The sequence below is a fragment of the Streptomyces diastaticus subsp. diastaticus genome (genome assembly GCF_011170125.1).
GTDB classification, from domain to species: domain Bacteria; phylum Actinomycetota; class Actinomycetes; order Streptomycetales; family Streptomycetaceae; genus Streptomyces; species Streptomyces diastaticus.
On the sequence record NZ_BLLN01000005.1, the window covers coordinates 1773028 to 1792092 of the forward strand.

The 19065-nt window shown below is 73.3% G+C and carries 14 protein-coding genes; 7 read left to right on the forward strand and 7 right to left on the reverse strand.

Going from position 1 to position 19065, the window contains the following annotated elements; genetic code table 11:
- Positions 1-45: 45 nt before the first annotated feature.
- Complete coding sequence (locus Sdia_RS25045) at positions 46-972, reverse strand: proline dehydrogenase family protein (protein WP_115068124.1); 927 nt, start codon at positions 970-972, stop codon at positions 46-48.
- A gap of 228 nt (positions 973-1200) precedes the next feature.
- Here Sdia_RS25045 and Sdia_RS25050 point away from each other — a divergent pair, with 228 nt between their 5' ends.
- From Sdia_RS25050 to Sdia_RS25065, 4 genes are all read left to right on the forward strand, one after another.
- Positions 1201-2424, forward strand: coding sequence for a PucR family transcriptional regulator (locus Sdia_RS25050; protein WP_115068123.1), 1224 nt, complete (start codon positions 1201-1203; stop codon positions 2422-2424).
- 788 nt (positions 2425-3212) lie between these two features.
- Positions 3213-3851 carry a TetR/AcrR family transcriptional regulator gene (locus tag Sdia_RS25055; protein ID WP_100455084.1) on the forward strand — a complete coding sequence of 213 codons (639 nt, stop codon included), beginning with the start codon at positions 3213-3215 and terminating at the stop codon, positions 3849-3851.
- A gap of 146 nt (positions 3852-3997) precedes the next feature.
- Positions 3998-4942 (forward strand): sterol desaturase family protein, encoded by a 945-nt coding sequence (locus tag Sdia_RS25060; protein ID WP_100455083.1) that lies wholly within the window; start codon positions 3998-4000, stop codon positions 4940-4942.
- Positions 4943-5119: 177 nt separating this feature from the next.
- Positions 5120-5998: a putative protein N(5)-glutamine methyltransferase gene (locus tag Sdia_RS25065; RefSeq protein ID WP_100455082.1), complete on the forward strand. Its 879-nt coding sequence runs from the start codon at positions 5120-5122 to the stop codon at positions 5996-5998.
- A 63-nt stretch (positions 5999-6061) separates the two neighbouring features.
- Here the strand turns inward: Sdia_RS25065 and serA are convergent, their stop codons facing one another.
- From serA to Sdia_RS25095, 6 genes are all read right to left on the reverse strand, one after another.
- The gene (gene serA / locus Sdia_RS25070) at positions 6062-7684 is read right to left on the reverse strand and encodes a phosphoglycerate dehydrogenase (protein WP_100455081.1); all 1623 of its coding nucleotides are present in this window, start codon (positions 7682-7684) and stop codon (positions 6062-6064) included.
- A 355-nt stretch (positions 7685-8039) separates the two neighbouring features.
- Positions 8040-9038 carry a ketol-acid reductoisomerase gene (gene ilvC / locus Sdia_RS25075; protein ID WP_100455080.1) on the reverse strand — a complete coding sequence of 333 codons (999 nt, stop codon included), beginning with the start codon at positions 9036-9038 and terminating at the stop codon, positions 8040-8042.
- A gap of 177 nt (positions 9039-9215) precedes the next feature.
- A complete protein-coding gene (gene ilvN, locus Sdia_RS25080; protein ID WP_115068122.1) occupies positions 9216-9740 on the reverse strand; it encodes an acetolactate synthase small subunit in 525 nt (174 codons plus the stop codon).
- Positions 9741-9772: 32 nt separating this feature from the next.
- The gene (locus tag Sdia_RS25085; protein ID WP_100455078.1) at positions 9773-11620 is read right to left on the reverse strand and encodes an acetolactate synthase large subunit; all 1848 of its coding nucleotides are present in this window, start codon (positions 11618-11620) and stop codon (positions 9773-9775) included.
- Between the two features lie 260 nt (positions 11621-11880).
- Complete coding sequence (locus Sdia_RS25090; RefSeq protein WP_115068121.1) at positions 11881-14928, reverse strand: putative bifunctional diguanylate cyclase/phosphodiesterase; 3048 nt, start codon at positions 14926-14928, stop codon at positions 11881-11883.
- Positions 14929-15374: 446 nt separating this feature from the next.
- The gene (locus tag Sdia_RS25095; protein ID WP_207205619.1) at positions 15375-16325 is read right to left on the reverse strand and encodes a 2-hydroxyacid dehydrogenase; all 951 of its coding nucleotides are present in this window, start codon (positions 16323-16325) and stop codon (positions 15375-15377) included.
- 83 nt (positions 16326-16408) lie between these two features.
- Between Sdia_RS25095 and Sdia_RS25100 the strand changes: the two genes are divergently transcribed.
- From Sdia_RS25100 to Sdia_RS25110, 3 genes are all read left to right on the forward strand, one after another.
- Positions 16409-17419: an aldo/keto reductase gene (locus tag Sdia_RS25100; protein ID WP_115068120.1), complete on the forward strand. Its 1011-nt coding sequence runs from the start codon at positions 16409-16411 to the stop codon at positions 17417-17419.
- A 304-nt stretch (positions 17420-17723) separates the two neighbouring features.
- Positions 17724-18839: a PQQ-dependent sugar dehydrogenase gene (locus Sdia_RS25105; protein ID WP_100455073.1), complete on the forward strand. Its 1116-nt coding sequence runs from the start codon at positions 17724-17726 to the stop codon at positions 18837-18839.
- 45 nt (positions 18840-18884) lie between these two features.
- Positions 18885-19061 (forward strand): DUF6191 domain-containing protein, encoded by a 177-nt coding sequence (locus Sdia_RS25110; protein WP_164495068.1) that lies wholly within the window; start codon positions 18885-18887, stop codon positions 19059-19061.
- Positions 19062-19065 lie beyond the last annotated feature (4 nt).

A 19065-nucleotide genomic window follows, 5' to 3' on the forward strand; every position in this document is an offset into this window, starting at 1 on the left:
CTCGTGACTCCTTTGGTGCGGTTGGGATCTGCCGTCGGGAGGGACTCAGCCCTTGGTGAGCATCGAGCGGAGGAAGAAGAGGAGGTTGGCCGGCTTCTCGGCGAGGCGCCGCATGAAGTAGCCGTACCAGTCGGTGCCGTACGCGGTGTAGACACGCATACGGTGGCCCTCGGCGGCGAGGCGGTGGTGCTCGTCGCTGCGGATGCCGTACAGCATCTGGAACTCGTAGTCGTCGAGCTTGCGCCCTGCGCGGTGGGCCAGCTCCTGCGCGATGGCGACCAGCCGCGGGTCGTGCGAGCCGACCATCGGGTAGCCGTCGCCCTCCATGAGGATGCGCAGCACGCGGACGTACGCCTTGTCGATGTCGGCCTTGTCCTGGTAGGCGACGGAGGCGGGCTCCTTGTAGGCGCCCTTGACGAGGCGGACGCGGCTGCCGGCGGCGGCCAGGCGGCGGGCGTCGTCCTCGGTGCGGAAGAGGTACGACTGGATGACGCAGCCGGTCTGCGGGAAGTCCTTCCGCAGCTCCTCGTGGATGGCGAACATCGAGTCGAGGGTGGTGTGGTCCTCGGCGTCGAGGGTCACGGTGGTACCGATCGCGGCGGCGGCCTCGACGACGGGGCGCACGTTGGCGAGGGCCAGCTCGTGGCCGTTCTCCAGCGCCTGGCCGAACATCGAGAGTTTCACCGACATCTCGGCCTTGGTGCCGTGGCCGAGCCGCTTGAGGTGGCCGATCAGCTCCAGGTAGGCGTCGCGGGCGGCGGCGGCCTGCTCGGGCGTGGTGATGTCCTCGCCGACCACGTCCATGGTCAGCTCCAGGCCGCACGCGACGGCCTCCTCGATGATCGGCACGATCGCGTCGACCGTCTCACCGGGGATGAAGCGGTCGACGACCTGCTTGGTGACGGGGGCGGCCGACACGAGGCGGCGCATTCTGTCGCTGCGCGACGCGGCGAGGATCACGGGACCCAGCATCGGGCACCTCCACATTGCACGAGAGATGGGCCGCCCCTCCCCGCGACCGGCCTTTGCGGGGCGTACGGCGCGAGTGCGCCCACACGGGGCACATCGGGAACAGCATGTTCAACCACCCTGAATCTAAGGATGCCGCCGAGCCCGTGCCATCTACAGCTGTCACGCATCCGTGGCCGCGATCTCAGACATATGTATGAAGCGCGGCGCGCGCCGGGTCACAATGGGGGCGTGCGCAGCGACTACCAGGAACTGGTCGACGAGATCTCCGAGCTGCTCGGCGCCCCGGCCACGCTGGAGAACCGGGACTTCGAGCTGATCGCCTTCGGCTCCCACGAGGGCGGTGGCGACCTGGACACCGACGCCCTGGACCCGGTCCGCACCCGCTCGATCCTCACCCGCCGCTCCACCGCCCAGGTCCGCGCCTGGTTCGAGGCGTACGGCATCGCCCGCGCCACCGGCCCGGTGCACATCCCGGCCTCCCCCGAGGCGGGCGTGCTGCGCGGGCGGATCTGCCTGCCGGTACGCCATCGGGGGATCGTCCGGGGGTACGTCTGGCTGCTGGACACCGATCCGCGCCCCTCGCCGGAGCAGCTCGACGCGGCGATGGCGGTCACCGCCCGCATCGGCACCCTGCTGGCGGACGAGGCGTCCGCCGGGGAGGACGTGACCCGAGAGTTCCGGGCCGTGCTGACCGCCGGCCCGGGCTGGCAGCACGACCAGGCGCACGCCGCTCTGCGTGCCGCCCTCGGCCCGGAGGCGGACCGGCTGCACGCGGTGGTCTGCGTCGGCCCGTGGCCCTTCGACGAGCCCCCCGGCGTGGGCCGCCTGCCCGGCGCGGCGGCACTGTGCGTACTGCCGGCGCCGTCCGGGAGCGAGACGGCCTTCGGGGCGCCGGCCGCCCCGGGGGCGCCCGTGCCCCGCGACGACGCCGACCCGCCCGGACCCGCCCCGGCGGTCCTCGCCGCCCTGGTCCGGCTGCGCACGCCGGGGGCGCTCGGCCCCGCCGAGACCGCCGCCGAGCGCCTGCGCGCGCTCTCCGGGGCGACCTCCGCCGGAGTGGGGACGCCGCGCACGGGCATGGCCCAGACGGCGCGCGCCTGGCACGAGGCGGTCGCCGCGGCGCGTGCCGCGCACGCCGAACCCCGGCTGGGCCCCGTCGCCCACTGGTCCGCCCTCGGCCCGTACCGCCTGCTGACCGCCCTCTCGGCGCCCACCGCGGCCGACCCCGCCACCGCCCCGCTGCTGGCGGTGGCGCACCGGGAACTGGCCCGCACCGCCGAGACGTACCTCGACCACGCCGGGCAGGCGGGCCGCACCGCCGCTGCCCTCGGCGTCCACCGCCAGACCCTGTACTACCGCCTTTCCCGCGTCGAGCAACTCACCGGTCTCGACCTCGACGACGGCGAGGACCGTCTCCTCCTCCACATGGCCCTGAAGGCGGCCCGGCTCTGACGGCGGTCCCCGCACCGGGCCGCGCCGCGCGGTCATTTCGGCGAACGCGCAGGTCGCGCGCCCCGTACGGGGCGGCCGCCGGGCCCCGCCGAGCGTGCCTCCGCACCCGGCACGGCGCGCCCGCCGCGCCCCCGCGCGGCAGCGCCACCCCCTGCCCGCCCGCCGCGCCCGTCCCCGCGGCGGGCCCGCCCTGGCGGCCCTCTTCGCGGCCGGCCGCCGCGACGCCCTCACCGAACGGCCACGCGTCGAGCGGGCTCGCGCACGGGGTTCCCTCGGCGAGGCGGCGCTGGGAACGACGGCCGAGGCGGGCGACGCGCGGGGCGCCCAGGGCGCCGATGAGCCGGTGGGCCTCGCCCCCTGGCCGCGCCCGCGCCGGTACCCGACCCGCGCCGCCCGACCCGCCGCCCGACCCGCCGCCGCCCGTCGCGCCCTGCCGGCCGCACGGTCCCGGCTGCCGGCGCCGCGCCGGGAGGGCCGCCCGCTGAGCCGGACGCGCCGGCTGCCGCACGAGCCGGTGGTGGTCGCCGGCGGGCGCCCGGGCCGGGGCGTTACGCGGAGCCTCTACGGGGCGCATTCCGGGCCGCCGCGCCGGGGGCCGAGGTGGTGGTGGCGTTCATCGACCGGTCCGTCGAGGCGTTCCGGAAGGTGCGCGTGGAGGGTTTCGGCGTGGCGGTGCCAGGCGGGTACGAGGCAGGCGGACGCGCGTAGGAGGTGGTGGGCGCCGCGAGCGGGCCCGCCTCCCGGCGGCGCCGGGCGTCCCGGCGCCGCCGCTGGATAGGCTTCCCCCCGTGACCAGCGCGCACCCGACCCCCCGAGCCGAGAGCAGGAGCAGGACGGGCACCAAGGGGGTGGCCCGCGCCGACCGGGAGCGGCAGATCGTCCGGCTCGCCGTCGAGGAGTTCGGGGTGCAGGGGTACGCGCGCGCCTCGGTGGCCGCCGTCGCGGAGCGGGCCGGCATCTCCAAGCCGTTGATCTACACCTACTTCGCCTCGAAGGACGGCCTCGCCGCCGCGGGCGCCCACTACGCGGGGAGCCTGCTGGTGAGCGAGGTGGAGGCGGCGCAGACGGCGACCACCGCCGAGGCACGCGCGCTGGACACGCTCGCGGCGATCTTCTCGGTGATGGACCACTGCCGCCGGGCGTGGACGGTGGTGCACGACACGACGCTGCCGGAGGGCGGCGCGGCGTACGCGGCGGCGGCGCGGTACCGCGAGCGGCTCGCGGAGATGGGCGCCGTCGGCACGGCGGAGATCCTGCGCGCCGCGGGCGACGACGACCCGCTCGACCACGAGTTGCTGAGCGCGGTGTGGCAGCACGCGGTCACCGCCGTCGTCCAGTGGTGGCTGGACCACCCCGAGCAGACGGCCGCCGACATGTCGGCCCGCGCCGCCCGGATGCTGCACGTCGTCCTGGGCCCCCGGACCTGACCTGACACCCCGGCACCGAGGCTCTTCCGCGGGAACGCTCCGGGAACCGGCCACGGACCGTCGCGGCACACCCATTGACCGCGAATTGACCTCTGAGTAACTTACTCCCGAGTCAATTCCCGCCCGGGCCGACCCGAGGAGCCGCGATGCTGTCCGACCTGTGGGACGTGATCAACACCCCGTTGCTCTACGCCACCCCCTTCTTCGCCCTGTTCGCCGGTATCGAACTCGCCTCGTTCGTCCTGCTCGACCGGGCCGAGCGCCGCCAGGGGCCGGCCGCCGGGCGCCCGGCGGCCGACCGGGTGAAGGGCTACGCCTGGCCGGACTCCCGCACCAACCTGGTGATGGGCATGGGCTCCCTCGTCTCCACCGCCGTACTGAAGGCCGCCACCCTGGTCCTCTTCGTCTACCTCTACGCCGCCTTCGCGCCCTGGCACCTGCCGACCGACACCTGGTGGAGCTGGGTCCTGCTGCTGATCGCCGTGGACCTCGCCTGGTACCTGAACCACCGCTTCTCGCACCGGGTGCGGATCGGCTGGGCCGGGCACCAGGCCCACCACTCCAGCGAGTACTTCAACTTCACCACCGCCGTCCGCCAGAAGTGGAACCCCTGGTCGGAGGCGATCTTCTGGGCGCCGCTCCCCCTGCTCGGCTTCGCCCCCTGGACCATCTACGTGGCCTTCTCCCTCAACCTCATCTACCAGTTCTTCACCCACACCGAGGCCGTCGGCAAGCTCCCCCGGCCCGTCGAGTTCGTCCTCAACACCCCCTCGCACCACCGCGTCCACCACGCGAGCGACCCGGAGTACCTGGACAAGAACTACGGCGGCATCCTCATCGTCTGGGACCGCCTCCTCGGCACCTTCCAGGAGGAGACGCACCGCCCCACCTACGGCCTGACCAAGCCCGTGGACACGTACAACGTCTTCAAGCTCCAGTACCACGAGTACGGCAACATCCTCGCCGACGTACGCGCGGCGCCCCGGTTCCGCGACAAGCTCGGCCACGTCTTCCGGCCGCCGGGATGGAAGCCCACTCCCCCCGCCGGGGCGGACGACGGCGGTGCGCTCGCGCCCGCCGGCGGCAGCTGAGTTCCGACCGGACCGGGCGGCGCCACGGTGGTACGGTGGCGCAGCCCGTTCCGGGCCTCGACCGAGGAGGTGAGACCGATCCCCGTGCGTATCCACCGGGTGTTCCCGTCCGTCTCGCCGTCGGCCCTGCGCCGTTAGAGCCGCGCGGAAGCACACCGAAGCTTCCGAAAGGCCGTCATGTCCTCCTCCCGCAGCACCTCTCCGCCCTCCGGCGCCCCCGCCGGGCCGGGCACCCCCGCTCCCCCCGCTCCTCTCCCGCGCGCGGCCGTCGCGGCGGCCACCGTCCGGCTGCGCGCGGCCGGCTGTGTCTTCGCCGAGGAGGAGGCGGCCCTGCTCGCCGAGGCGGCGGCCTCCGGTGAGGGCGAGGGGCTCACCGCGCTCGACCGGCTGGTGGCGCGGCGGGCCGCCGGGCACCCGCTGGAACACGTCGTCGGCTGGGCCGACTTCGCCGGCCTGCGGATCGCGGTGGGACCGGGGGTCTTCGTCCCCCGGCGGCGCACCGAGTTCCTGCTCGCCCTCGCCCGCGATCTGCTCGCCCTCGCCCCGGACCCCGTTCCCGTGGTCGTCGACCTGTGCTGCGGCTCCGGTGCCGCGGCCGCGGCGCTGGCCGCGTCGGGCCGCGCCACCGAGGTGCACGCGGCCGACATCGACCCCGTCGCCGTCGCCTGGGCGCGCCACAACCTGGGCGGAACGGGCGCGGTCCACGAGGGCGACCTGTACGCGGCGCTCCCCGCCACCCTGCGCGGCCGGGTCGCGGTCCTGGTCGCCAACGTGCCCTACGTGCCGACCGCCGACCTGCCCCTGCTGCCCGCCGAGGCCCGTACCCACGAACCCCTCGTCGCCCTCGACGGCGGCGGCGACGGCCTGGCGGTGCTGCGGCGGGTCGCCGCCGGGGCGGCCGGCTGGCTCGCCCGGGGCGGCACCCTGCTGGTCGAGACGACCGGGCGGCAGGCCGGGGCCGCCCGCGAGGTGCTGGGCGCGGCGGGGCTGGCCCCGGCCCTCCACCACGACGAGGACCGGGCCGCCACGGTGCTCACCGGCACCCGCCCCGCCTGACCGCACGCCGCAGGGCCCGCACCGCCGGGACGGTACGGGCCCTGCGGGCCGCTGCGGGAGGGGTCAGTCGCCGAGGTCGACCGCGCGGGCCACCGACGCGCCGATCTCACCGGCCAGTTCGGTCAGGACGGCCTGCGAGACGCTGTCGTCCACCGTCAGGACGGCGAGCGCCTCGCCTCCGACCGTGGCACGCGAGACCTGCATACCGCCGATGTTGACACCGGACTCGCCGAGGACGCGGCCCACGGTGCCGACCACGCCGGGACGGTCCTCGTACCTGAGGACGACCATGTGGTCGGCGAGCGAGAGGTCCACGTCGTGCTCGCCGATGGCGACGATCTTCTGGAGGTGCTTCGGCCCGGCCAGCGTGCCGGAGACGGAGACCTCCTGGCCGCCGGTGAGGGTGCCGCGCACGGTCACCACGTTCCGGTGGTCGGGCGACTCGCTGCTGGTGGTCAGCCGCACCTCGACGCCGCGCTCCTGCGCGAACAGCGGGGCGTTGACGTAGCTGACGGTCTCGTCGACGACGTCCTCGAAGACACCCTTGAGGGCGCTGAGCTCCAGCACCTTCACGTCGTGCTGGGTGATCTCGCCGTACACCTCGACGTCCAGGCGGGAGGCGACCTCGCCGGCGAGCGAGGTGAAGATCCGGCCCAGCTTCTCGGCGAGCGGCAGGCCCGGGCGGACGTCCTCGGCGATCACGCCGCCCTGCACGTTGACCGCGTCGGGGACCAGTTCGCCGGCGAGGGCGAGCCGCACCGAACGGGCCACCGCGATCCCGGCCTTCTCCTGTGCCTCGTCGGTGGAGGCGCCGAGGTGCGGAGTGGCGACCACCTGGTCGAACTGGAAGAGCGGGGAGTCCGTGCAGGGCTCCTTCGCGTACACGTCGAGACCGGCGCCCGCCACGCGGCCCTCCTTCAGGGCGGCGGCCAGCGCCTCCTCGTCCACGATGCCGCCGCGCGCGGCGTTGACGATGCGGACGGACGGCTTCACCTTGTGCAGCGCCTCGTCGCCGATGAGGCCGAGGGTCTCCGGCGTCTTCGGCAGGTGGACGGTGATGAAGTCCGCGACCTCCAGCAGCTCGTCCAGGCTCAGCAGCTTGACGCCCATCTGCGCGGCCCGCGCGGGCTGCACGAAGGGGTCGTAGGCGACGATCTTCATGCCGAAGGCCGACATGCGCTGGGCGACCAGCACGCCGATGCGGCCGAGGCCCACCACGCCGAGGGTCTTCTCGGCCAGCTCCACACCGGTGTACTTGGAGCGCTTCCACTCGCCGTTCTTGAGCGCCGTGTTGGCCTGCGGGATGTTGCGGGCGGTGGCGACGATCAGGCCGCAGGCCAGCTCGGCGGCGGTGACGATGTTGGAGGTGGGGGCGTTGACGACCATCACGCCGGCCTTGGTGGCGGCGGAGACGTCGACGTTGTCGAGGCCGACACCGGCGCGGGCGACGACCTTCAGCTTCTTGGCGGCGGCGACGGCCTCCGCGTCGACCTTGGTGGCGGAGCGGACGAGGATCGCGTCGACGTCGGTGATGGCGGAGAGCAGCTCGCCTCGGTCGGCACCGTTGCACTGGCGGATCTCGAAGTCCGGTCCCAGCGCGTCGACAGTGGCCGGCGACAGTTCTTCAGCGATGAGTACGACCGGTTTGGCGGGGTTCGAGCTCACGTGAGTCCTCACAAGTCCCATTGCGGACGGCCGTCCCGACGGCCGCATGCGGTGGAGGGTGTCAGGGGGTGTCCGACACCCCCGAAGCCGCGTGGAGAGACGCACGACGCTGTGGGCCTGCAAACGCGTATGTCTGTGCAGTGTAGTGGTGACGGGGTGCTCGCCTTCGCGCCTCGGCGGACGGATCACCCGTACGAGGTCCGGCACTCCGTCCGGCCCGCGGACGGCACCCGGCGCACACTCCGGCGAGCCGTCCCCGGCGGGCGGGAACGGCGCGCGGCACCACCGTACGCCGGTACGCCGCGGCCGCGCGACCGGGCCCGCACCGGCGTGCGCGGGGCGGGCCCAGAGCTCCTGGGCCCGCCCCGCCGAGGGCTTACGCCTCCTCGTCGACCCAGCTCATGAGCTTGCGCAGCTCACGGCCCGTGGTCTCCAGGAGGTGGTCCCCGTCGGCCTTCTTGTACTCGTTGTACTTGGGCAGGCCGGCCTGGTACTCGGCCATCCAGTTCTTGGCGAAGGTGCCGTCCTGGATGTCGGTGAGGACCTTCTTCATCTCGGCCTTGGTGGCGTCGGTGATGATCCGCGGGCCGGTGACGTAGTCGCCCCACTCGGCGGTCTCCGAGATGGACCAGCGCATCTTCTCCAGGCCGCCCTCGTACATGAGGTCGACGATGAGCTTCAGCTCGTGGAGGCACTCGAAGTAGGCGATCTCCGGCTGGTAGCCCGCCTCGACGAGGGTCTCGAAGCCCGCCTTCACCAGGGCGGAGGTGCCACCGCAGAGAACGGCCTGCTCGCCGAAGAGGTCGGTCTCGGTCTCCTCGGTGAAGGTCGTCTTGATGACGCCGGCGCGGGTGCCGCCGATCGCCTTGGCGTACGACAGGGCGAGCGCGAAGGCGTTGCCCGAGGCGTCCTGCTCGACGGCGACGATGCAGGGGACGCCGCGGCCTTCCTCGTACTGGCGGCGCACCAGGTGGCCCGGGCCCTTGGGGGCGACCATGCAGACGTCGACGCCGGCCGGGGGCTGGATGAAGTCGAAGCGGATGTTGAAGCCGTGCCCGAAGAAGAGCGCGTCGCCGTCCTTGAGGTTGTCCTTGACGGACTCCTCGTAGATCTTCGCCTGGATCGGGTCCGGGACGAGGACCATGATGACGTCGGCCTCGGCGGCCGCCTCGGCGGGCGTCACCACGCGCAGGCCCTGCTCCTCGGCCTTGGCCTTGGACTTGGAGCCCTCGTGGAGGCCGACCCGGACGTCGACGCCCGAGTCGCGCAGCGACAGCGCGTGGGCGTGCCCCTGGCTGCCGTAGCCGAGGACCGCGACCTTGCGGCCCTGGATGATGGACAGGTCGGCGTCGTCGTCGTAGAACAGCTCGGCCACTGGGATTCTCCTTGGTGTGCTGATGGTGCGTCCCACCGTACGGCGGGCGAGGTGGTGGACGGGTCCGGGTCTCGCGATACGGGCGGCGCGGCGCCGCCCGTACCGGGCGAACGAGAGGCGCCCTCGTAGGGATGCGCGCGGGGCGTGCGCGCCGATGTGCGCGGCGCGCGGCGCCTGTTACGCGCTGCGGTCCAGCGCGCGCAGCGAGCGGTCCATGATGGAGCGCGAGCCGCGGCCCACGGCGATGGTGCCGGACTGGACGAGTTCCTTGATGCCGAAGGGTTCCAGCATCCGCAGCATGGCCTCCAGCTTGTCGCTGGAGCCGGTGGCCTCGATGGTGACGGCCTCCGGGGAGACGTCCACCGTCTTCGCGCGGAAGAGCTGGACGATCTCGACGATCTGCGAGCGGGTCTCGTTGTCCGCGCGGACCTTGGCGAGGACGAGTTCGCGGTGGATGGCCGAGCCGGGTTCCAGCTCGACGATCTTCAGGACGTTGACCAGCTTGTTGAGCTGTTTGGTGACCTGTTCCAGCGGGAGCGATTCGACATTGACCACGATGGTGATGCGGGAGATGTCGGGGTGTTCGGTGGTGCCGACGGCGAGCGAGTCGATGTTGAAGCCGCGGCGGGAGAACAGCGCGGTGATCCGGGCGAGGACACCGGGCTTGTTCTCCACCAGGACGGAGAGGGTGTGCTTGGTCATGGGCGTCGTTCTCTCTCTGCGTTCGGCGCGGCTCAGTCGTCTTCGTTGTCGCCGAAGTCGGGGCGGACGCCGCGGGCGGCCATGACCTCGTCGTTGGAGGTGCCGGCGGCGACCATCGGCCAGACCATGGCGTCCTCGTGGACGATGAAGTCCACGACGACGGGCCGGTCGTTGATCGCGTTGGCCTTGGCGATGACCGCGTCCAGCTCGTCCGGCGACTCGCAGCGCATCGCGACGCAGCCCATGGCCTCGGAGAGCTTGACGAAGTCGGGGACGCGGGTGCCGGTGTTGGGCTGGTCGACGCCCTCGGGGCCGGCGTGCAGGACGGTGTTGGAGTAGCGCTGGTTGTAGAAGAGGGTCTGCCACTGGCGGACCATGCCGAGGGCGCCGTTGTTGATGATGGCGACCTTGATCGGGATGTTGTTCAGCGCGCAGGTGGTCAGTTCCTGGTTGGTCATCTGGAAGCAGCCGTCGCCGTCGATGGCCCAGACGGTGGCGTCGGGCCGGCCGGCCTTGGCGCCCATGGCGGCCGGGACGGCGTACCCCATCGTCCCGGCGCCGCCGGAGTTGAGCCAGGTGGCGGGCTGCTCGTAGTCGATGAAGTGGGCGGACCACATCTGGTGCTGACCGACTCCGGCGGCGAAGACGGTGTTGTCGGGGGCGAGCTGCCCGATCCGCTCGATGACGTGCTGGGGGGCCAGCATGCCGTTCTCCGGCTGGTCGTAGCCGAGCGGGTAGGTGTCGCGCCAGCGGTCGAGATCCTTCCACCAGGCGGTGTAGTCGCCGGTGCGGCCCTCGGTGTGCTCGGCCTGGACGGCGAGGACGAGGTCGGCGATGACCTCACGTGCGTCGCCGACGATCGGCACGTCGGCGGCGCGGTTCTTGCCGATCTCGGCCGGGTCGACGTCCGCGTGGACGATCTTGGCGTACGGGGCGAAGCTGTCGAGCTTGCCGGTGACGCGGTCGTCGAAGCGGGCGCCGAGGGCGACGATCAGGTCGGCCTTCTGGAGCGCGGTGACGGCGGTGACCGCACCGTGCATACCCGGCATACCGACGTGCTGCGGGTGGCTGTCGGGGAAGGCGCCGAGCGCCATCAGGGTGGTGGTGACGGGGGCGCCGGTGAGTTCGGCGAGGATCTTCAGTTCGGCGGTGGCACCGGCCTTGACGACGCCGCCGCCGACGTACAGCACCGGGCGCTTGGCGGCGGTGATCAGCTTGGCGGCCTCGCGGATCTGCTTGGCGTGCGGCTTGGTCACCGGGCGGTAGCCGGGCAGGTCCGTCTGCGGGGGCCAGCTGAAGGTGGTGCTCGCCTGGAGCGCGTCCTTGGCGATGTCGACGAGGACGGGCCCGGGGCGGCCGGTGGAGGCGATGTGGAACGCCTCGGCGATGGTGTGCGGGATGTCCTCGGCCTTGGTGACGAGGAAGTTGTGCTTGGTGATCGGCATGGTGATGCCGCAGATGTCCGCCTCCTGGAAGGCGTCCGTACCGATCGACTTGGCGGCGACCTGCCCGGTGATCGCGACCAGCGGGACGGAGTCCATGTGCGCGTCGGCGATCGGGGTGACCAGGTTGGTGGCGCCGGGGCCGGAGGTGGCCATGCAGACCCCGACCCGGCCGGTGGCCTGGGCGTACCCGGTGGCCGCGTGACCCGCGCCCTGCTCGTGACGGACCAGCACGTGGCGGACCCGGGTGGAGTCCATCATCGGGTCGTACGCCGGGAGGATCGCACCGCCCGGAATGCCGAACACGGTGTCGGCGCCGACTTCCTCAAGAGAGCGAATGAGGGACTGCGCACCCGTGACGTGCTCGACGGGCGCGGACTGCGGTCCGGAGGAACGGGGCCGCGGCGTCGGATGAGCCCCGGTGGCCTGCTCGGTCATCTGCGTGTCTCTTCTCGAAGCTGAGGGTGTGTGCGGGTTTCGGGCGGTTCTGGACGGGTTTCCCCCACCTGCCCGACGGGAACTTTGCGGGCTTTTGGGGTCACCTGTGCAACAAAAAACCCCTCGTGCCAGGTGGCAAGCGAGGGGAGCGCGTCGGATACGTTCGCCGGACGGATGTCCTGGCTTCAGCCGACGCGCTTTCCAAGTACGAGAATTCGGGTGCGCATGGCACTGACCCTCTCCCCGTCGCGTGGTGACTGTCAAGTAGGTGGGACAGGAGTCTCATGATGTGGGCCGAGCGGGCGGGGGCCGCGCGGCATCCCGGCCCCCGCCGCCTGGGCCACCACGGCCGGGGCGGCTCGCCGTGTGACCAGGCTCGCACTGCCGCCCGACCCCGCCGGCTCGCTCCCCACCGCCCCCGCGCCGCCGGACGCGGCGGGGACGAGGGCGGTACGGGGCGGTGCCTGCGGGGCGGGGACGACCGGGCCGGCCGGGAGCGCGTAGGTGCCGTGGGTGAGGGTGCGGCGCAGCCGGTACTCGTCCAGGTGGCCCGCGAAGGCCATGCCCTGGGCGTGCGTGCAGCCCATCGCTCGCAGTGCCACGACCTGCTCGGGCCGGTCCACTCCCTCGGCGACGGTCTGGAGTCCCAGGTCGGCGGCGATCCGCAGGACCCCGGCGGTGATCTTGTGCTGGCGGGCCGACTCGACGACTCCCTCCACCAGGCCACGGTCGAGCTTGAGTATGTCCACCGGGAGGCGGCGCAGGGCGTCGGCCGCGGCGTGGCCGCCGCCGAAGCCGTCCAGGGCGATGCGGACGCCGAGCCGGCGCAGCACGGTGAGGCGCTGCTCCAGGGCGTCCTGAGGGATGCCGCCGTCGCTGTCGGCCAGCTCCAGGACCAGGCCGCCGGAGGGCAGCCCGTAGCGGGTGAGCAGTGCCTCGACGGCGTACGGGGGCGCGCCCCGGTCGAGCAGGCGGCGGGCGCCGAGGCGCACGACGACGGGCGCGGCGTGGCCGGAGCGGTGGCGCTCGGCGGCCTGGGCGACGGCCTGCTCCAGGGTCCAGCGGCCGAGCTCGGCGGCCCGGTCACCGTTGTCCGCGACGCGCAGGAACTCGGCCGGGGTGAAGAGGATGCCCTGGCCGGAGCGCCAGCGGGCCTGCGCGGCGACAGCGGCGACCTTGCCGGTGGCGAGGTCGACGACGGGTTGGTGGAGCAGGGCGAACTCGCCGGCGCTCAGCGCGGAGCGGAGCCGGGAGGCCAGTTCGGCCTTGCGGACGACGTCGGCCTGCATCTGCGGGGCGTAGAGCACGACGCGGTTCTTGCCGGCGGCCTTGGCGCGGTACATGGCGAGGTCGGCGTTGCGCAGGAGCTCTCCGGCGTTCTGGCCGGGCTCGGCGAAGGCGACGCCGATGCTGGCGGCGACGCGGACATCGTTGCCGTCGATGACGTAGGGCTCGGAGAGGCGCTTGCGGAGGCGGTCGGCGAGCTCCTGGATGTGGCCTTCGCGAGCGGGGCGGTCCTCTCCGGTGTCGCCGAGGATGAGGGCGGCGAACTCGTCGCCGCCCAGGCGTGCGGCGGTGTCTCCGGCGCGGACGGCCTCGGCGAGACGGCGGGCGGCCTGGACGAGGAGTTCGTCACCGGCCTGGTGGCCGATGGTGTCGTTGACCGCTTTGAAGCCGTCCAGGTCGATGAAGAGGACGGCGGCGCCGCGGTCGCCGCTGCGGCGGCCGGTGAGCGCCTGGCTGACACGGCGGGTGAACAGGGCGCGGTTGGGCAGGTCGGTGAGCGGGTCGTGCTCGGCGCTGTGCTGCAACTGCGCCTGGAGGCGGACCCGTTCGGTGACGTCCCGGCTGTTGAAGATGAGGCCGCCCTGGTGGCGGTTGACGGTGGACTCGACGTTGAGCCAGGTGTCGCGGCCCGACCGGAAGCGGCACTCGATGCGGGTGGTCGGCTCGTCGGCCGGGTCGGCGGCGAGGAAACGGCGGACCTCGTGGACCACGCGGCCGAGGTCGCCGGGGTGGATGTGGGCGGAGAGTTCGGTGTTCTCCAGTTCGGAGGCGTCGCGGCCGTAGACCCCGGAGGCGGCGGGGCTGACGTAGCGCAGCGTGCCGCTGGGGTCGGCGATCATGATGACGTCGCTGGAGCCCTGCACGAGGGAGCGGAAGTGGTTCTCCTGGCGGGCGAGTTCGCGGGTGAGGGTGATGTTGTCGATGAGCATGATGCCCTGCCGCACGACCAGGGCGAGGACCACCGTGCAGGCGGTGACCAGCACGACGCGGTCGACGCTGCGGCCGTTGACCACGTTGTAGAGGATGCCGAGGGTGCAGACGGCGGCCGCGAGGTAGGGCGTGAGGGCGGCGAGCGAGCCGGAGATCTGGCTGGTGCGGTCGTGCGCGGCGGTCGCCGGGTGGCCCGCGGGGTGGACGGCGCCGGGCCGGGCGTCCCGGGCGGACGGCTCCTCGGCGGCGCCGCGCTCGCTCTCGCGGTGCCGGCCGACCCAGGGGGCGTAGGCGAGCAGGAGGGAACCCGCGAACCATCCGGCGTCGAGGATCTGGCCGGAGCGGTAACTGTTGTGCAGGAGCGGCGAGGTGAACAGGGCGTCGCACAGCACGGTCAGGGCCAGGGCGCCGATGGCGGTGTTGAGCGCCGAGCGGCCGGCCGAGGAACGCCGGAAGTGGAGCGCGAGGATCATGCTGACGAGCGCGATGTCGAGCAGCGGATAGGCGAGGTTGAGCGCGGCGTACGAGACGCTGCCGCCCTCGATGTCGGCGGTGTGGGCCAGCGCCAGCGACCAGGCGAGGGTCAGCAGGGAGCCGCCGATGAGCCAGGAGTCGAGGGCCAGGCAGACCCAGCCGGCGCGGGTGACGGGGCGCTTGGCCAGGACGAGCAGGCCGATGACGGCGGGCGGCGCGAAACAGAGGAAGAAGATGTCCGCGATGCTGGGGCTCGGCACCTCGGCGTCGAGGACCACCTCGTACCAGCCCCAGGCGGCGTTCCCCAGGGAGGCCATGGCCGAGGAGATGCCGAAGAGGACCCAGGCGGGGCGGAAGCGGCTGTCCCGGGTGCGGGCGTAGAGGAGACAGGAGACGGCGGCGGCCGCCGCGGCGAGGCTGAGGCCGAAGTCACCCATCGCCATGGAGAGCCGGGGGGAGCCCCAGCCGAGTACGGCGCCCACCGCGTACCCGCCGCAGACGAGGGCGAGCAGGAGCTGGCCGAGGACTCCCGAGCCGGCCGGGCCGCGGGCCGCCCCCTGCTCTGGGGCGGCGGGCCGGGCGGCCGGCGCGGCGGGCATGACCCCGGGGCCGCTCACCGGGGGTCTCCCCGCCGGAGCACGGCGCGGCGGGCGGGCGTAAGGGCCGGCAGGCGGGGCCGGCCGCCTCGGTGGCGTGCGTGGGACCGGGCGGTCCGGTGTCGCGTCGGATCATGGGTGTCTGGGCGGTACAGCATCCGTCGCCCCCCTCACGGTTCTTGGCTTTCTCTCCCCTGGCGCCGGTCGTCCCGGCGCCACCCCTGCCGCGACGATACACCAGGATGGTCACGCAGGGACAGGGGTCACCTACATACAGTGACCGAACGTGGCTGTTGACCACTCGTAGCGCCCGATTCGCTGCGGAGAGTGGCCGCTTCCGGCTCCGGCGGGCCCCTGCCCGGCGAGGCGCGTCCTCCGGGCAAGGGGCTCCGTGGCGTTCGCACGTGCCTCCGGCAAGCCTGCCACGCGGCGGAACGAGGCGGAATCGTGCGCTCCGCCCTCCTGGCTCAGGAGGTCGTGTGGACCACGTTGTCGAGCGGCTCGCCCGCCGTCCAGAGCGTGAGCTGACGCGCCAGCAGCCGCTTGGCGCGCGGCAGGAACGCGGATGTCGAGCCGCCGACGTGCGGGCTGATCAGCACTCCCGGAGCGTGCCACAGCGGGTGCCCGGCGGGCAGCGGTTCGGGGTCGGTGACGTCCAGGGCCGCGGTCAGCCGGCCGCTCTCCACCTCGGCGAGGAGCGCCTTGGTGTCGGCGACGGGACCGCGGGCCACGTTGACCAGGAGGGCACCGTCCCGCATGCGGGCGAGGAACTCGGCGTCGGCCAGTCCCCTGGTGGCCTCGGTCAACGGTGTGGTGAGCACCACCACGTCCGCCTCGGGCAGCAGCGACGGCAGTTCGGCGAGTGGACGCACCGGACCGCGCTCCGCGTCACGGGCGGAGCGCGCGACGCGCAGCACCCGCGCGCACTCGAAGGGCGCGAGCCGGTCCTCGACCGCCGAGCCGATGGCGCCGTAGCCGACGATCAGGACGGTCTTGTCGGCGAGCGCGGGGTAGAAGCCGGAGCGCCACTCCTCCTGGCGCTGGCCCTCCACGAAACGCGGGATGCCGCGCAGCGAGGCCAGTATCAGCGCGAGGGCCAGTTCGGCGGTGCTCGCCTCGTGCACGCCGCGCGCGTTGCACAGGCGCACACCGGGGCGCAGCGGCGCCATCCCGGCCTGCACGTGGTCGACGCCCGCGGAGAGGGTCTGCACGACCTCGGCCCGGGCCATCCCTGCGAGGGGGCGCACGGCGACCTGTGCGCCCTTGAGGTAGGGAACGACGTAGAACGCGCAGTCGGCGGGGTCGGCCGGGAAGGCGTCGCCGCCGTCCCAGAAGCGGTAGGTGAGGCCGTGCCGGGCGGCGGACGGCAGGCCGGGGATCTCCTCGGGCGCGAACGGGAGCCACACATCGGTAGTCATGGTCAGGAGGCTATGCGAAGCCGCCGGAGGGCCAGAGGTTACGTTGGGGTCGCTCGGAGGCGCGTCGGGGAGGGGCAGGCCAGGTGGAGCGCAGGACGATCGGCGCCACGGCGCTGGAGGCCGGGGCGGTGGGGCTCGGATGCATGCCGATGAGCTGGGCGTACGCCGCCTCGCGGCAGCGGGGCGAGGAGTCACTGCGAGCCCTGCACACGGCGCTGGACGCCGGGGTCTCGCTGCTGGACACGGCCGACATGTACGGCCCCTTCACCAACGAGCTGCTGCTGGGCCGGGTGTTGCGCACGCGCCGCGAGGAGGCGTTCGTCTCCACCAAGTGCGGCCTGCTCGTCGGTGACCAGCACATCGTCGCCAACGGCCGCCCCGGGTACGTGAAGCGGGCCTGCGACTCCTCCCTGCGGCGGCTCCAGACCGATGTGATCGACCTGTACCAGCTGCACCGCGCCGACCCCGAGGTGCCGGTGGAGGAGACCTGGGGCGCGATGGCGGAACTGGTCTCGGCGGGCAAGGTGCGCGCGCTCGGGCTGTGCGCCGTCGGCGCGCGGGGCGGACGCCGGGGCAGCGGCGGGCGGCTGGACGGCGAGGCACTGTACGCGGGAACGATTCGCCAGCTGGAGCGGGTCCAGCAGGTGTTCCCGGTGAGCGCCGTCCAGGCCGAGTTGTCGGTCTGGTCTCCGGAGGCGCTGGCCACGCTGCTGCCCTGGTGCACGGCGCGCGGGGTGGGCCTGATGGCGGCGATGCCCTTGGGGAACGGTTTCCTCAGCGGCACGCTCCGCCCCGGGGAGGGGTTCGAGCCCCAGGACCTGCGGGCCCGCCATCCCCGGTTCACCGCCGAGATGATGGCCGCCAACCAGCCGGTCGTGGCGGGGCTCAGGCGGGTCGGGGAGCGGCACGGCGCGACTCCGGCGCAGGTGGCGCTGGCATGGGTGCTGGGCCGCTCGCCGCTGGTGGTGCCGGTGCCCGGGGCGAAGCAGGCCCGCTGGGTCACGGAGAACGCGGCGGCCGCGGGGCTGCGGCTGACCGCGCGGGACCTCGCGGAGATCGACGCGCTGCCGCCGGCGCAGGGGTCGTGGGACTGAACCCACGGAGCACCGCCCCCTCGCGCCGGCACGTCGCCGGGTGACCCGGGACACGAGGTTGACGTCCCGGTGTGCCCCGGAAGGCTGAGAAACCGGCTGCAGGCCGTCGCAGTTGGCGGCTGATCGGAGGCTTCCGCGCATTCCGGCGGGGGCGGCGGGTTAGGAACCAACCAACACCGTCGTGAAGGGACCGAAGATGCCGACCACCGCGCCCGCCCCCCGTACGTCCCCGCCCCGCCCGGCGCCCCCGGGGAGGCGGTCCGCGCGCCGCCGGGCGCCGGGGGCTCTCACGGCGGCGCTGGCGATGGCGCTCCTGGGGGCCGGCTGCTCCTCCGAGCCCGCCCAGCCGGGGGGCGGGCCCTCGTCACCGGGGGCGGCGAGCCCGTCCGGTTCGGCCTCGGCGGCCTCCGACGCACCACCCGACAAGGGCTCGGTGGACGTGGTGCGCACGGTGGCGACCGGCCTGAAGTCCCCGTGGGGCCTGGCTCCGCTGCCCGACGGTGATCTCCTGGTCGCCTCCCGGGACGAGGGCGAGATCGTCCAGGTCGACGGCGACTCCGGCAAGACCAGCGAGGCCGGCCCGGTGCCCGGGGTCGACGCCGAGGGCGAGGGGGGCCTGCTCGGTCTCGCCCTCTCCCCCTCCTTCGCCTCGGACCAGTTGGTGTACGCCTACTTCACCACCGCCTCCGACAACCGCGTCGCCAGCATGCGGTACGACGCGAAGAAGCCGGCCGGGCATCGGCTCTCCGCACCGAGCACCGTCTTCAAGGGCATCCCCAAGGGCTTCACGCACAACGGCGGCCGGATCGCGTTCGGCCCCGACAAGATGCTCTACGTGGGCACCGGCGAGACGGGCGACAAGGGGCTCGCCCAGGACAAGGAGTCACTCGGCGGGAAGATCCTGCGGATGACGCCGGAGGGCGAGCCCGCCGAGGGGAACCCGGACGCGGACTCGGTGGTCTGGTCGTACGGCCACCGCAACGTCCAGGGCCTGGCCTGGGACGAGGACCGCCGCCTGTGGGCCTCGGAGTTCGGCCAGGACACCTGGGACGAGCTGAACCTCGTCGAGAAGGACGGCAACTACGGCTGGCCCGACGTGGAGGGCGAGGCCGACGGGAAGGGCGACTTCCGCGACCCCGTGGAGCAGTGGCGCACGGCCGACGCCTCACCGAGCGGCATCGCGGTCGCCGAGGGATCGGTGTGGATGGCCGGACTGCGCGGTGAGCGGCTGTGGCGCGTCCCGCTCTCCGGCGGCAAGCCGTCGGCGGAACCCCAGGCGTTCCTCAAGGGCGAGTACGGCCGCCTGCGCACCGTCGTGTCGGCGGGCGGGGACAAGCTGTGGGTGGTGACCAACGAGACAGACGGCAGGGGTTCCCCGGAGAAGGGCGACGACCGGATTCTGGAGGTGCGGGTGCGCTGATCGTGGACCAGCCTGACCGGCACCCCGCGCCATGGAGGTGGTCACGTGTTCAACCTCATCGAGCAGCTCTTCGCTCCCGGCCGGCGCCATACCGAGGAGGAGAGGAAGCGCCTCGAACTGACCCGGGTCGACACCGACGCGGCCGACCCGGGCTCCGGGCCGATCGACCTCGCCTCGGGGCACGTCGTCATCCGGGTTCCGGAGCGGCGGCGGGGAGAGTGACCGG

Bases quoted from the DNA above. Each gene is read 5' to 3' on its own strand.
- Sdia_RS25045 (WP_115068124.1), bottom strand. From the start codon at position 972: ATGCTGGGTCCCGTGATCCTCGCCGCGTCGCGCAGCGACAGAATGCGC.
- Sdia_RS25060 (WP_100455083.1), top strand. From the start codon at position 3,998: ATGCTGTCCGACCTGTGGGACGTGATCAACACCCCGTTGCTCTACGCC.
- Sdia_RS25065 (WP_100455082.1), top strand. From the start codon at position 5,120: ATGTCCTCCTCCCGCAGCACCTCTCCGCCCTCCGGCGCCCCCGCCGGG.
- serA (WP_100455081.1), bottom strand. From the start codon at position 7,684: ATGGGACTTGTGAGGACTCACGTGAGCTCGAACCCCGCCAAACCGGTC.
- ilvN (WP_115068122.1), bottom strand. From the start codon at position 9,740: ATGACCAAGCACACCCTCTCCGTCCTGGTGGAGAACAAGCCCGGTGTC.
- Sdia_RS25085 (WP_100455078.1), bottom strand. From the start codon at position 11,620: ATGACCGAGCAGGCCACCGGGGCTCATCCGACGCCGCGGCCCCGTTCC.
- Sdia_RS25095 (WP_207205619.1), bottom strand. From the start codon at position 16,325: ATGACTACCGATGTGTGGCTCCCGTTCGCGCCCGAGGAGATCCCCGGC.
- Sdia_RS25105 (WP_100455073.1), top strand. From the start codon at position 17,724: ATGGCGCTCCTGGGGGCCGGCTGCTCCTCCGAGCCCGCCCAGCCGGGG.